Consider the following 13,755-nt stretch of genomic DNA (forward strand, 5'->3'; position numbering starts at 1 on the left):
GTTTCCTTAAGCCGCATCGCGCTTGGCTTCGTTGCGGTAAGCCGCGACCGCTTCGATCAACGCTTGCAGAATCTCTGCGCTTTCGCCGATCACCGAGAGGTCGGCACGCTTGATCATGTCGCAACCCGGATCGAGGTTGATCGCCACCACCTTGTCGCAGGCGCCAATGCCTTGCAGGTGCTGGATCGCGCCGGAGATACCCACAGCGACATAGACCCGCGCGGTGACCCAGGTGCCGGACGCGCCAACCTGGCGATCCCGCGCCATGAAGCCGTCGTCCACTGCAACCCGCGAAGCGCCTTCGGTGGCGCCGAGGGCTGCTGCCGTTTCGTGAAACAGCTGCCAGTCCTTGACCCCGTTGCCGCCGGAGAAAATGAATTCCGCTTCGGCCATCGGAATCGCTGCCGGATCCACCGCCACGGCACCAAGATCTTCGATTCGCGACAAGCTGCGCGCGACGCTTGTGGATAACTCCACTGGCAACGCTTCGTGACGGGTTTCGCTGACCGGCTCCGCGCATTCGGCAGCGGCGAGAATCAACCGCGCCACTGGACGCGCCAGATCTTGCAATCCGGCCCCGGCGCGGCCGATGCACTCCTGATCCTTGACCTGCCAGACCCGCGTGGCCGGGCGCTCGCCCAGTGCCGCAGCAAAGCGCCGGCCGAGTTCGCCGCCACCGCTGCGGCTGTCCGGCAGCAACCAGTGACGCGGATTGAACTGGTTATCCACAGCGCGCAAGCCCTGCACCCGCTGCTCCGGTGCATAACCGCTGAATTCCTCGCCTTCCAGCACCAGCAGGCGATCGACGCCAGCAGTTTCGAAAGCGCTTTCCTTGTGCTCGCCGAACACCACAGCAAGCACCGCACCATCGGTGCCGGCCAGTTGGTGAGCGAGGCCGAGCAGATCGCGGTCGTGGCTGCTCAGGCGACCGCCGACCATATCCGGCACCACGCTGATGTAGAACGCCGGAGCCGGTACCTGATGCAACGGCAACTGCACTTCAACAGCAGCCGAACGCTTGACCGCCCCGCCCTGCTGCGCGCCGCTGCGGTCGATCCGTTTGATGCCGTTGGGGCCGATAAAACCCATGCCGTGCAGATTCTTGCGGATGACGCCATTGGGCCCCATCCAGCTGTGCTGCGCCGGTTGCATCGCCGCGTGCAGCGGATGCAAACGGTTACGGGCAATCCATTCGGCGCGCGGGTCGCGGCGGATAATGTCGCTCATCAGTGCACCTCCGCAGGTTCACGTTTGGCCGGCGTAGCAGGCTTGCTTGGCGCGGCGTCCTCAAGCAACGCGTCGGCGACCAGTTCGGCGATGTCCTTGATCAGCGGACGCGGTTCGACCACGCCTTCGAGCATCGCCGTGCACTGTGGACAACCCACCGCCACCAGTTCGGCGCCGGTTTCGCGGATGTCTTCCATGCGCATGTCGGGGATGCGCTGCTTGCCCGGAATGTCAGTGATCGGCGCGCCGCCGCCACCGCCGCAGCAGCGCGAGCGGAAGCCAGAACGCTGCATCTCTTTGACTTCGATGCCGAGGGCGCGCAGCACTTCGCGCGGCGCTTCGTACTCGCCGTTGTAGCGGCCCAGGTAGCATGGATCGTGATAAGTCACGCTGTTGCCTTTGTGCTGACCGAGGTTGAGCGCGCCGGCCTGAATGATCTCGGCCATGTAGGTGCTGTGGTGCTGCACCAGATAGTTGCCGTCGAAGGCGCCGTACTCGTTTTTCAGCACATGGAAACTGTGCGGATCGCAGGTGACGATGCGGTTGAAGCTGTATTTGGCCAACGTCTGGATGTTGCGTTTGGCCAGCAACTGGAACGTCGCTTCGTCGCCGAGACGCCGCGCCACATCGCCGCTGTCACGTTCTTCAAGGCCGAGCACGGCGAAGTCGATGTTGGCCGCTTTCAGCACTTTGACGAACGCACGCAGGGTACGCTGGTTGCGCATGTCGAAGGCGCCGTCGCCGACCCAGAACAGCACGTCGGTGGATTTCTTCTCACTGAGCAGATTGAGATTCAGATCCGCCGCCCAGTTCATCCGCCCGCCCGGGGCAAAACCGCCGGGGTTATCGGTTGCAATAAGGTTTTCGAGAACTTCGGCACCCTTGTTCGGCGTCGCGCCTTTTTCCAGGGTCAGATGCCGGCGCATGTCGACGATGGCGTCGACGTGCTCGATCATCATCGGGCATTCCTCGACGCAGGCACGGCAGGTGGTGCACGACCACAAGGTCTCGGCATCGACCAGACCGTTGACGATCGGTTGGTGCGGATTGCCGCCGTGCTCGCCGATCGGTTTGCCTGGATACGGGCTGCCGGCGAACTTGGCGTCAGTGCCGCCGGCGAGGCCGACGACCATGTCCTGAATCAGTTTTTTCGGGTTCAGCGGCTGGCCGGCGGCGAAGGCCGGGCACGCTGCTTCGCACTTGCCGCACTGCACGCAGGCGTCGAAACCGAGCAACTGGTTCCAGGTGAAATCCTTGGGTTTTTCCACGCCCAGCGGCGCATCGGGATTGTTCAGGTCCAGCGGTTTCAAACCGGTCGAGCGCCCGCCGCCAAAGCGTTCCGGACGGCGGTGCCAAGCCAGATGCAGGGCACCGGCAAAGGCGTGTTTCATCGGCCCGCCCCAGGTCATGCCGAAGAACAGTTCCGACACGCCCCACAGCACGCCAACACCGAGAATGGCGGCGAGCACCCAGCCGCCGAAGTTTTCCGGCAGGATTCCCGCCACAGGCAGGGTCACCAGAAAAAACGACGCGGAGAACGCCAGCAGGCTTTTCGGCAGGCGCATCCACGGGCCTTTCGACAGACGTGCAGGCGGATTGACCCGGCGCAGGTACATGAAGATCGCGCCGACGAACATCACCGCCGACATCAGCAGCAAGGCGTAGCCGAGGATGCGGTTGTGCAGGCCAAAACCGTGCACCAGAATCGCCAGCACGATCGATGCGACCGCACCGCCCGCCGTTGCGACGTGGGTGTTGGCGATGTATTTGTCCCGCGCGACGACGTGGTGCAGGTCGACCATGTAGCGCTTGGGCATGGCCAGCAGACCGCCGAGCAGATCGACCTTCGCCGCCCGCCCCCGGCGCCACATGTTCATCCGCCGCAACGCGCCGAGGACAGCAAGGCCGAGGGCTGCGAACAACAGGATTGGAAGAAGGGTGTTCAACATCAGAGTCACCTCTGGCGAGCGGCAAGCTGCAAGCTACAAGCGGCAAGAAAGAGCAGCATGGATCGGCTGTGCTTTTACTTGCAGCTTGCAGCTTGTGGCTTGCAGCTGAGCCGTCAAAAATCCTTACAGAGCCGAAGTGCGTCGTAAATGGCGGCGTGGGTATTACGCTGCGCCACGCAGTCGCCGATGCGGAACAACAAGTAGCCGTCGCCCGCCTCGCTCAGCGAAGGTTGCGGCTGGATCGCGAACAGCGCTTCGACGTCGATCTGGCCCTTGTTGCGCGAGCCGTCCTTGAGGGCGTAGTAGATTTCCTCGTCCGGGCGCACGCCGTTTTCGACGACCACCTGATCGACCACCCGTTCCTCTTTCGCACCGGTGTATTCGTTCTCCAGCACCGCAATTAGCTTGTCGCCCTCGCGGTAGACCTTCTCCAGCATCATGTCGCCGGTCATGATCACTTCTTTCGGGTACATGCTGCGGTAGTAGGTCGGGAACGACGTGCCGCCGATGGCCACGCCCGGTTTGATGTCGTCGGTGACGATCTCGACCTGGCTGCCCTTGTCGGCGAGGAAGTCGGCGACCGACATGCCGGTGAACTCGCAAATGGTGTCGTAGACCAGCACGTTCTTGCCCGGCGCAACCTTGCCGTCGAGCACGTCCCAGCTGCTGACCACCAGCCCTTCGGCGGCGCCCCAGTGTTCGTTCTGCTCAAGGTAAGGATGACCGCCGACCGCCAGCACCACGACATCCGGACGCAGGTCCATGATGGTGTCGGCATCCGCCGCTGTGCCCAGGCGCAGATCGACTTTCAGCCGCGCCAGTTCCAGCTGGAACCAGCGGGTGATACCGGCGATCTGGTCACGCTGCGGTGCTTTCGATGCGGTGGTGATCTGCCCGCCGATGAAGTCTTTTTTCTCGAACAGCGTGACGTCGTGGCCACGCTCGGCAGCCACGCGCGCGGCTTCCATCCCGGCCGGGCCGGCACCCACGATCACCACTTTGCGTTTCGGCCCGGTGGATTTCTCGATGATGTGCGGCACGCCCATGTATTCACGGGAGGTCGCGGCGTTCTGGATGCACAGCACGTCCAGACCCTGATACTGGCGGTCGATGCAATAGTTGGCGCCGACGCACTGCTTGATCTGGTCGATCTGGCCCATCTTGATCTTGGCGATAAGGTGCGGGTCGGCGATGTGCGCGCGGGTCATGCCGACCATGTCGACGTAACCGCCTTCAAGGATGCGCGTGGCCTGGTTCGGGTCCTTGATGTTCTGCGCGTGCAACACCGGCACCTTGACCACTTCCTTGATCCCGGCAGCCAGGTGCAGGAACGGCTCCGGTGGATAACTCATGTTCGGAATGACGTTGGCCAGGGTGTTGTGCGTATCGCAACCCGAGCCGACCACGCCGATGAAATCGAGCATGCCGGTGTCGTCGTAATACTTGGCGATCTGCTTCATGTCCTCGTGGGACAAGCCGTCCGGGTGGAACTCGTCACCGCACAGGCGCATGCCCACGCAGAAGTCGTCACCGACCTCGGCGCGCACGGCTTTCAGGACTTCCAGGCCGAACTTCATCCGCCCTTCGAAGCTGCCGCCCCATTCATCGGTGCGCTTGTTGACGCGCGGGCTCCAGAACTGGTCGATCATGTGCTGGTGCACGGCCGACAGTTCGACGCCATCGAGGCCACCAGCCTTGGCCCGGCGCGCGGCCTGGGCGTAGTTGCCGATCACTCGCCAGATCTCTTCCGGCTCGATGGTCTTGCAGGTGGCGCGGTGCACCGGTTCACGGATGCCCGAGGGCGACATCAAGGTCGGCCAGTTGAAACCGTCCCAGCGCGAGCGACGGCCCATGTGAGTAATCTGGATCATGATCTTGGCGCCATGCTTGTGCATGGCGTCGGCCAGATTCTGGAAGTGCGGAATGATCCGGTCGGTGGATAGATTGACCGAACTCCACCATTCCTGCGGGCTGTCGATCGCCACGACGGACGAACCGCCGCAGATCGCCAGGCCGATGCCGCCCTTGGCTTTCTCTTCGTAGTATTTGACGTAGCGGTCGGTGGTCATGCCACCGTCAGTCGCGTAGACCTCGGCGTGCGCGGTGCTGAGAACGCGGTTGCGGATGGTCAGTTTGCCGATCTGGATCGGCTGGAACATTGCTTCGAAAGCCATGGCACGGTCCTCGGCTTACAACGGCTTGACGATGAACAAGCCGTCATCGTGGCCCTCTTCGGAGCCTCCGTAGACTTGTTCGGCCACAGTACGGATCTTGCTGCCACGGGCTTCGAGAATCTGGTCCATGGCGCCGGCGAACCAGCCGGTGAACATGTAATCGACCTTGCGCCCGACTTTGCCGTAGACATAGACGAATGCCGAGTGCTCGAGCTTGACGCTGGCGGTGCCCTTGTCGAGGTCGATGTCCTGGATCTTGAACAGGCCCCAGCCGCGCTGCGACAGGCGTTTCATGTAGTGCTCGAACACCGCGACGCCTTCCAGGCCGTGGCATTCGGCTTCCTTTTCACACCAGTGCCAGGCGGATTTGTAGCCGGCCTTGTAGAGGATCTCGGCATAGGCTTCAGCGCCGAGCACTTCCTCGATGCCCATGTGGTTGTTGACGAAAAAGTGACGCGGCACATACAGCATTGGCAGGGCGTCGGAGGTCCAGACACCGGTCTCGCTGTCGACTTCGATTGGCAATTGCGGGGCGATCTTGGCCATGGAAACTTAACTCCAGAAAAATGATGGTTCAGTGTTGGCCGCGGCCCTCACCCCAGCCCTCTCCCGCAGGAGAGGGGGCAGATCGGCGGCGGTCTTGAGAAAGCGTTATTCGCCCCAGACGTTCTTAAGAACGCTTACCCAGTTCTCGCCCATGATCTTGCGCACCACGCGCTCGGAATGGCCGCGCTTGAGCAGGGTTTCGGTGAGGTTGGGGAATTCGCCGACGGTACGGATGCCCAGCGGGTTGATGATCTTGCCGAAACTGGTCAGACGGCGGGCGTAGCCCTTGTCGTGGGTCAGGTATTCGAAAAAGTCCTGGCCGTGACCCTGAGTGAAATCGGTGCCGATGCCGATGGCGTCTTCGCCAACAATGTTCATGGTGTATTCGATCGCTTCGGCGTAATCGTCGATGGTCGAATCGATGCCCTTGGCGAGGAACGGCGCGAACATGGTCACGCCGACGAAACCGCCGTGGTCGGCAATGAACTTAAGCTCTGCATCGGACTTGTTGCGCGGGTGCTCTTTGAGACCCGACGGCAGGCAATGCGAGTAGCAGACCGGTTTTTTCGATTCGAGGATGACTTCTTCGGAAGTCTTGGAACCGACGTGGGACAGGTCGCACATGACGCCGACGCGGTTCATCTCGGCAACAATCTCGCGACCGAAACCCGACAGGCCGCCGTCACGCTCGTAGCAACCGGTGCCGACCAGATTCTGGGTGTTGTAGCACATCTGCACGATACCGACGCCGAGCTGCTTGAACACCTCGACATAACCGATCTGGTCTTCGAAAGCGTGGGCGTTCTGGAAGCCGAAGAGGATGCCGGTCTTGCCCTGCTCCTTGGCCCGACGGATGTCGGCGGTGGTGCGCACCGGCATCACCAGGTCGCTGTTTTCGCGGATCAGTTTCTGGCTGGCAGCAATGTTGTTCACGGTCGCCTGAAAGCCTTCCCACACCGACACAGTGCAGTTGGCCGCCGTCAGACCGCCCTTGCGCATGTCTTCGAACAGCTCGCGGTTCCATTTGGCAATGATCAGACCGTCGATAACGATGCTGTCGGCGTGTAATTCGGCTGGGCTCATCAGGCGTCCCCTTATTGGCGATTCATGCGCCGAATCGTCTGCCGGCGCTTTGGGGCCAGCATATGCCTCGGTGCCGGGGCGACCGGGTGCAAAAACGACAGGGGAATTGCCGAAAGCGTCAATCCGCGACAAAGGGTCGTCGGCCACCCTCCTCGGCTGGCTGTTCAAGCCCGCGCGCTTACGCCAGAATCTGCCGCAGCCTGCACCTACCAACGGATTAGAGCGACCCCAATGAAATCGATCTTCCTCGCCCTGGCACTGATTGCGACCGGCGCCCACGCCGCCGAAGAATCCGAGAACAACCCGTGCGACGCGGTGGAAAACGACATCCAGACCTTGGAATGCTCCGCCTACAGCCGCAGCACCGCCGAAGACTTGCTCAAAGACAACTACGCCAGCCTCAACGAACGCATGCAGACCGCCTACGGCAAGAACCCGACGCAACTGGCCGACATCACCGCCAAACTCAAGACCGCCCAGCAACAATGGTTGAAGACCCGGGATGCGGATTGCGCGGTGGAAGCATTCCCGGCAACGGCGGGGAGCAAGGCGTTCACCATTGCGCAGAATGATTGTGTCGCGCGGATGAGTGATGAACGGTCGGAGTTTTTGGAGTCGATCGGGCAGGAGTGATAGAAGGTCTGGACGGCTGTTGCGGCTTCATCGGCGTAACCTCGTCCTCAACCATCATATTGCGATCGAGCCGACAGGCTGTGCCTTGATGGCCAGTAGCGACGCACACGCGCAACATGCCGACACGCCTTGTTTATTGGTCACTGGAAAAATATAAGCAAAGATTCGCGAATCTTATAAAAGACTTATATTCTTCTATGAACAGCATCCACTGGACTCGCAAAGCTGTTAAGCAGCTTTTGAAATTGCATTCCGTGCACCAAGGGAAGGTTCGCGACGCCGTCACGGCGCTTGCCGACATGCCCGATGTTGACAACGTAAAAGCATTGGTTGGTCGTGACTACGCTTACCGACTGCGTGTCGGCAATTATCGAGTCATGTTCGACTGGGATGGCGCAATCAAAGTGGTCAGTATACAAGAGGTCAAAAAACGTGATGAACGCACCTACTGACATTCAAATAATCAATGACGCCGAGGGTAATCCTGCATTCGTGGTTATCCCCTACGCTCAATATGTCGCACAGAAAATACAGCCCGATCTGATTCCCCATGAGGTAGTAAGTCGAATCGTTGATGGCGCAACACCGATCCGCGCCTGGCGCGAACATCTCAACCTGACTCAGGAAGAAGTGGCGAATCGCATGGGCATCTCGCAACCGGCGTTTGCCCAGCAGGAAACAGTCGCCAAACCCCGCAAGGCCACCCGCGAGAAAATCGCCGCCGCGTTCGGCATCACAGCCAGTCAGCTTGAGCTGTAAGCTGCCCTCTTTATTCCAAGGAATTCCCATGAACATCTGCGGCATTGAAATCAAAGGCAGCGAAGCGATCATCGCCGTGGCGGCGCTCGACGGTTCGACGTTGAGCCACGTCCCTCTCGCCACGAAGAAGATTGCTCTGGATGACGATGACGAGGCGGCGAACGTGCGGCGGTTCGCGGCGCAGGTCGCGTCGTTTGTGCGGGAAAACTCGGTGGACCGGATCGCGATCAAAAAGCGCAGCAAAAAGGGCGAGTTTGCCGGTGGGCCGACGACGTTCAAGATCGAGGGCGTGTTTCAACTGCTTGATGGTTGTGAGGTGACGCTGCTGTCGCCGCAGACGATCAATGCCCAGGCCAAGAAGCACAGTTTCGAGCTGCCGGGGACGTTGAACAAATATCAGCATGAGGCTTACAAGGCGGCGTGTTCGGCGTTGGTGAAGAAATAACCCTCTCTCAGACGCCGAAAATTAAATGTGGGAGCGAGCCTGCTCGCGAATGCAATGTGTCAGGCAACATCAGTGTTGGATGACAGACCGCTTTCGCGAGCAGGCTCGCTCCCACATTGTTTTCATGCAGGCCCATTCACGCCTGTGCGGTACGCCGGTCTTCCCGGGGGCAGCGGGCGAAACGCGCGCGATAGCTGCGGGTGAAATACGACGGTGATTCAAAGCCGCAGGCGATGCTGACTTCGAGCACGCTCATGTCGGTCTGGCGCAACAGCTGCCGGGCTTTCTCAAGCCTTAACCGCAGATAGAAGTTGCTCGGCGTATCGTTCAGATGCAGCCGAAACAAGCGCTCCAGTTGCCGCCGCGTAACCTTGATCGACTCGGCCAGTTGCAGCGTAGTCAGCGGCGGTTCGCTGTGTTGTTCCATTTCGCCAATCACCTGCACCAGTTTCTTGTTGCTGATGCCGTAGCGCGTGGCGACTTCCATGCGCTGGTGGTCTTTGCGCGGGCGGTTGCGCCCGAGCACAAACTGTTCGCTGACCTGAATCGCCAGTTGCGGGCCGTGGGCCTGGGCGATCAGGTCGAGCATCAGATCAATCGAGGCCGTGCCACCCGCCGAAGTGATCCGCCGCCGATCGATCTCAAACAATTCCTGCGTCACGCTGAGCTGTGGATAAGACTCCTTGAACGCATCGATCGCCTCCCAGTGCAGGGTCAGGCGATGGCCATCGAGCAGACCCGCTTCGGCGAGGACGAAGCTGCCGGTGTCGATGGCGCCGAGGGTTACGCCGTCCTTGTCCAGCCTGCGCAACCAGTGCTCCAGTGTCGGCGTGATGAACTTCAGCGGTTCGAAGCCGGCCACCACCAGCAAGGTCGCGCCTTTCTTCAGCGGCTCCAGTGCCGCATCGGCGTTGACCGACATGCCGTTGCTCGCCAGTACCGCGCCGCCATCGGCGCTGAGCACATGCCAGCGGTACAACTCGCCGCGAAAGCGGTTGGCCACGCGCAACGGTTCGATCGCGGAAATAAAGCCGATGGCGGAGAACCCCGGCATCAGCAAAAAGTAGAAATCCTGGGACATGGGCGCACTCGGTTGGCGGGTCGCGTGGCTCGTTGATACGCCGATTATCGGCGGCGTTCAAGCGTGCAGGTCGCTACAGTGCAAATGCCAGTCGCCGCAGTGCGCTTTCACGGGCCTATAGCTGCGTAACTTGGCCTCACCGGCGCGCAGATGCCGGGAACCACAATAATCGAACTGCCGAGGAACCCGACATGAAACGACTGATCAGCAGCTGCGTTCTTGCACTCAGCGGTACCGCTTTCTTCAGCACCGGCGTGATGGCGGCCGAACCGGCCGCCTGCAAGAACGTACGCATGGGCGTGGTCAACTGGACTGACGTGATCGCCACCAGTGCCATGACCCAGGTCCTGCTCGACGGCCTCGGCTACAGCACCAAACAGACCAGCGCCTCGCAACAAATCATCTTCGCCGGGATTCGCGATCAGCGCCTGGACTTGTTCCTCGGCTACTGGAACCCGCTGATGACCCAGACCATCACGCCATTCGTCGAGGCCAATCAAGTGAAAGTGCTCGAAGCACCGAGCCTGAAAGATGCCCGCGCCACCCTCGCCGTGCCGACCTATCTGGCTGACAAGGGCCTGAAAACCTTCGCTGACATCGCTAAGTTCGAAAAGGAACTGGGCGGCAAGATCTACGGCATCGAGCCAGGCTCGGGCGCCAACACGCAGATCAAAGCGATGATCGCCAAGAACCAGTTTGGTCTGGGCAAATTCCAGCTGGTCGAATCGAGCGAGGCCGGCATGCTCGCTGCCGTCGACCGCGCCGTGCGCCGGAAGGAAGCCGTGGTGTTCTTCGGCTGGGCGCCGCACCCGATGAACGTCAACATCCAGATGACCTATCTGACCGGCAGCGAAGACGCCCTCGGCCCGAACGAAGGCATGGCCACGGTGTGGACGGTCACATCACCGAAGTACGCCGAGCAATGCCCGAACATCGGCCGCCTGCTGACCAACCTGACATTCACCGCCGAAGCCGAGAGCCGGATGATGCAGCCGCTGCTCGATCACAAGGATGCCTTCGAGTCGGCGAAGCAGTGGCTCAAGGATCACCCCGAAGACAAACAGCGCTGGCTTGAAGGTGTGACGACTTTCGATGGCAAACCGGCTGCTGAAAATCTGCAACTGACCAGCAAATAACCTTGCGATCAAAAGCCCCCTCACCCTAGCCCTCTCCCAAGGGAGAGGGAATTTAACGACGCTTCGCAGCCCCGCCACGGGCTGCGGACAGACCCATCACGCCTGAAGGAAAACGCATCATGAACCACGACGTCATCATCACCTGCGCACTCACCGGTGCTGGCGACACGACCGCCAAAAGTCCACACGTGCCGGTCACCCCGCAACAGATTGCCGCTGCCGCGGTGGAAGCGGCCAAGGCCGGCGCCACCGTCGTGCACTGCCATGTGCGCGACCCGCAGACCGGCAAGTTCAGCCGTGACGTGGCGCTGTACCGCGAAGTGATGGAGCGCATCCGCGAGGCGGACGTCGACATCATCGTCAACCTCACCGCCGGGATGGGCGGCGACCTGGAAATCGGCCCTGGCGAGAAGCCGATGGAGTTCGGCCCGAACACCGATCTGGTCGGTCCGCTGACCCGTCTCGCCCACGTTGAAGAACTGCTGCCGGAAATCTGCACCCTCGATTGCGGCACGCTGAACTTCGGCGACGGCGACACCATTTACGTCTCGACCCCGGCGCAACTGCGCGCCGGCGCCAAGCGCATCACCGAACTGGGGGTGAAGGCCGAACTGGAGATTTTCGACACCGGGCATCTGTGGTTCGCCAAGCAGATGATCAAGGAAGGCTTGCTCGACAACCCGTTGTTCCAGCTGTGTCTGGGCATCCCGTGGGGCGCGCCGGCCGACACCACCACGATGAAAGCCATGGTCGACAACCTGCCCGCCGACGCGGTCTGGGCCGGCTTCGGCATCGGCCGCATGCAGATGCCGATGGCGGCGCAAGCGGTGCTGCTCGGCGGCAACGTGCGGGTCGGGCTGGAAGACAACCTGTGGCTGGACAAAGGCGTGCTGGCGACCAATGGCCAATTGGTTGAACGCGCCACGGAAATCCTCAGCCGCCTCGGTGCCCGCGTGCTTACGCCGGCCGAAGGTCGCAAAAAAATGGGCCTGACCCAGCGCGGCTGATCCATCACCCATTTCACCTGTAGGAGCTGCCGAAGGCTGCGATCTTTTGACTTTGATTTTTTAGAAGCAAGATCAAAAGATCGCAGCCTTCGGCAGCTCCTACAGGGCTCTTCGAACTCTTCAGGACATCACCATGCGCTTTATCACCGAAATCAAAACCTTCGCCGCTCTGGGCAGTGGTGTCATCGGCAGTGGCTGGGTCGCCCGCGCCCTCGCCCACGGCCTCGACGTGGTGGCCTGGGACCCGGCGCCCGGCGCCGAAGCGGCATTGCGCCAACGCGTAGCCAATGCCTGGGGCGCGCTGGAGAAGAACGGCCTGGCGCCCGGCGCTTCGCAGGACCGTCTGCGTTTTGTCGCAACCATCGAGGAATGCGTGCGTGACGCCGATTTCATCCAGGAAAGCGCCCCGGAACGGCTGGAACTGAAGCTCGATCTGCACAGCAAGATCAGCGCCGCCGCCAAGCCCGATGCGCTGATCGGCTCCAGCACTTCAGGCCTTTTGCCCAGCGAGTTCTACGAGAGTTCGACGCACCCTGAACGCTGCGTGGTCGGGCATCCGTTCAACCCGGTTTATCTGTTGCCGCTGGTCGAAGTCGTCGGCGGCAGAAACACCGCGCCGGAGGCGGTGCACGCGGCGATGCAAGTCTACGAATCCCTCGGCATGCGCCCGTTGCATGTGCGCAAGGAAGTGCCGGGATTCATCGCCGATCGCTTGCTTGAAGCGCTGTGGCGTGAGGCGTTGCACCTGGTCAATGACGGTGTGGCGACGACCGGCGAGATCGACGATGCAATCCGTTTTGGCGCTGGTCTGCGCTGGTCGTTCATGGGCACGTTCTTGACCTACACCCTGGCCGGCGGCGATGCCGGCATGCGCCACTTCATGTCGCAGTTCGGCCCGGCGTTGCAATTGCCGTGGACATATCTGCCAGCACCGGAGCTGACCGACAAGTTGATCGATGATGTGGTCGATGGCACCACCGATCAACTCGGTCGACACAGCATTTCGGCGCTGGAGCGCTATCGTGATGATTGTTTGCTGGCGGTGCTCGAGGCGGTGAAAACCACCAAGGAAAAGCATGGGATGAGTTTCAGCGAATAGACCTTGCAGAGCGCTTCCGGCCTCTTCGCGAGCAGGCTCGCTCCCACAGGTAAACGCATTTCAATGTGGGAGCGAGCCTGCTCGCGAAGACGGCAGTCCAGTCATCATCAATGTTGGAACCGAAACCATGCCCCACCTCACCACCTACCAAACCAGCATCATCCCCGACTGGGTCGACTACAACGGTCACTTGCGCGACGCCTTTTACTTGCTGATCTTCAGCTACGCCACCGATGCGCTGATGGACCGCCTCGGCATGGACAGCAGCAACCGCGAGGCCAGCGGCCATTCGCTGTTCACTCTCGAACTGCACCTCAATTATCTGCACGAAGTGAAACTCGACACCGAGGTCGAAGTGCGCACGCAAATCATCGGCCACGACAGCAAGCGCCTGCACCTCTACCACAGCCTGCACAAAATCGGCGATGAGCAAGAGTTGGCCGGCAACGAACAGATGCTTTTGCACGTCGACCTCGCCGGCCCGCGCTCGGCGCCGTTCAGCCCCGATACGTTGCATCGCCTGCAAGCCATCGTCGCAGAGCAAACCGACCTGCCCGCTCCCGTTTACATCGGTCGCGTGATCGCGCTGCCACCCGCTCGGTAAATCCCCACTGCC

The 13,755-nt window shown here is 61.2% G+C and carries 14 protein-coding genes; 8 read left to right on the plus strand and 6 right to left on the minus strand.

Features of this window, described 5'->3' with window-relative positions:
- Window positions 1-6: 6 nt before the first annotated feature.
- The 5 genes from etfA to ND528_RS05375 form a co-directional block, all read right to left on the minus strand.
- Window positions 7-1,227: an electron transfer flavoprotein subunit alpha gene (gene etfA / locus ND528_RS05355; RefSeq protein ID WP_151551871.1), complete on the minus strand. Its 1,221-nt coding sequence runs from the start codon at window positions 1,225-1,227 to the stop codon at window positions 7-9.
- Complete coding sequence (gene dgcB / locus ND528_RS05360; protein WP_073476463.1) at window positions 1,227-3,176, minus strand: dimethylglycine demethylation protein DgcB; 1,950 nt, start codon at window positions 3,174-3,176, stop codon at window positions 1,227-1,229. The genes etfA and dgcB overlap by 1 nt, the downstream gene beginning before the upstream one ends.
- A 113-nt stretch (window positions 3,177-3,289) precedes the next feature.
- Window positions 3,290-5,350, minus strand: coding sequence for a dimethylglycine demethylation protein DgcA (dgcA, locus tag ND528_RS05365; protein WP_041476756.1), 2,061 nt, complete (start codon window positions 5,348-5,350; stop codon window positions 3,290-3,292).
- Window positions 5,351-5,365: 15 nt separating this feature from the next.
- Window positions 5,366-5,896 carry a 4-vinyl reductase gene (locus ND528_RS05370; protein WP_039757633.1) on the minus strand — a complete coding sequence of 177 codons (531 nt, stop codon included), beginning with the start codon at window positions 5,894-5,896 and terminating at the stop codon, window positions 5,366-5,368.
- A 105-nt stretch (window positions 5,897-6,001) separates the two neighbouring features.
- On the minus strand, window positions 6,002-6,979 hold the full coding sequence (locus ND528_RS05375) for a dipeptidase (protein WP_024014597.1): 978 nt from the start codon (window positions 6,977-6,979) through the stop codon (window positions 6,002-6,004).
- Window positions 6,980-7,210: 231 nt separating this feature from the next.
- On the opposite strand from ND528_RS05375, the gene ND528_RS05380 reads away from it, so the two are divergent.
- From ND528_RS05380 to ND528_RS05395, 4 genes are all read left to right on the plus strand, one after another.
- A complete protein-coding gene (locus tag ND528_RS05380) occupies window positions 7,211-7,612 on the plus strand; it encodes a lysozyme inhibitor LprI family protein (protein ID WP_073476459.1) in 402 nt (133 codons plus the stop codon).
- Window positions 7,613-7,809: 197 nt separating this feature from the next.
- Window positions 7,810-8,064 carry a type II toxin-antitoxin system RelE family toxin gene (locus tag ND528_RS05385; protein ID WP_137214263.1) on the plus strand — a complete coding sequence of 85 codons (255 nt, stop codon included), beginning with the start codon at window positions 7,810-7,812 and terminating at the stop codon, window positions 8,062-8,064.
- Window positions 8,048-8,371, plus strand: coding sequence for a helix-turn-helix domain-containing protein (locus tag ND528_RS05390; RefSeq protein ID WP_137214601.1), 324 nt, complete (start codon window positions 8,048-8,050; stop codon window positions 8,369-8,371). The genes ND528_RS05385 and ND528_RS05390 overlap by 17 nt, the downstream gene beginning before the upstream one ends.
- Before the next feature lie 28 nt (window positions 8,372-8,399).
- On the plus strand, window positions 8,400-8,816 hold the full coding sequence (locus ND528_RS05395) for a DUF3010 family protein (RefSeq protein WP_263469858.1): 417 nt from the start codon (window positions 8,400-8,402) through the stop codon (window positions 8,814-8,816).
- A gap of 136 nt (window positions 8,817-8,952) precedes the next feature.
- On the opposite strand, the gene ND528_RS05400 is transcribed toward ND528_RS05395, so the two are convergent.
- Window positions 8,953-9,897: a GlxA family transcriptional regulator gene (locus tag ND528_RS05400; RefSeq protein ID WP_263469859.1), complete on the minus strand. Its 945-nt coding sequence runs from the start codon at window positions 9,895-9,897 to the stop codon at window positions 8,953-8,955.
- 191 nt (window positions 9,898-10,088) lie between these two features.
- Between ND528_RS05400 and ND528_RS05405 the strand changes: the two genes are divergently transcribed.
- The 4 genes from ND528_RS05405 to ND528_RS05420 all read left to right on the plus strand — a co-directional run bounded on the left by ND528_RS05405 (window position 10,089) and on the right by ND528_RS05420 (window position 13,743).
- The gene (locus ND528_RS05405) at window positions 10,089-11,033 is read left to right on the plus strand and encodes a choline ABC transporter substrate-binding protein (RefSeq protein ID WP_263469860.1); all 945 of its coding nucleotides are present in this window, start codon (window positions 10,089-10,091) and stop codon (window positions 11,031-11,033) included.
- Between the two features lie 119 nt (window positions 11,034-11,152).
- Complete coding sequence (locus ND528_RS05410) at window positions 11,153-12,040, plus strand: BKACE family enzyme (protein ID WP_263469861.1); 888 nt, start codon at window positions 11,153-11,155, stop codon at window positions 12,038-12,040.
- 133 nt (window positions 12,041-12,173) lie between these two features.
- On the plus strand, window positions 12,174-13,139 hold the full coding sequence (locus tag ND528_RS05415) for an L-carnitine dehydrogenase (protein ID WP_263469862.1): 966 nt from the start codon (window positions 12,174-12,176) through the stop codon (window positions 13,137-13,139).
- A 127-nt stretch (window positions 13,140-13,266) separates the two neighbouring features.
- A complete protein-coding gene (locus ND528_RS05420) occupies window positions 13,267-13,743 on the plus strand; it encodes a thioesterase family protein (protein ID WP_263469863.1) in 477 nt (158 codons plus the stop codon).
- Window positions 13,744-13,755: the final 12 nt, after the last annotated feature.

The sequence above is a fragment of the Pseudomonas mercuritolerans genome (genome assembly GCF_025706525.1).
Lineage (GTDB): Bacteria > Pseudomonadota > Gammaproteobacteria > Pseudomonadales > Pseudomonadaceae > Aquipseudomonas > Aquipseudomonas mercuritolerans.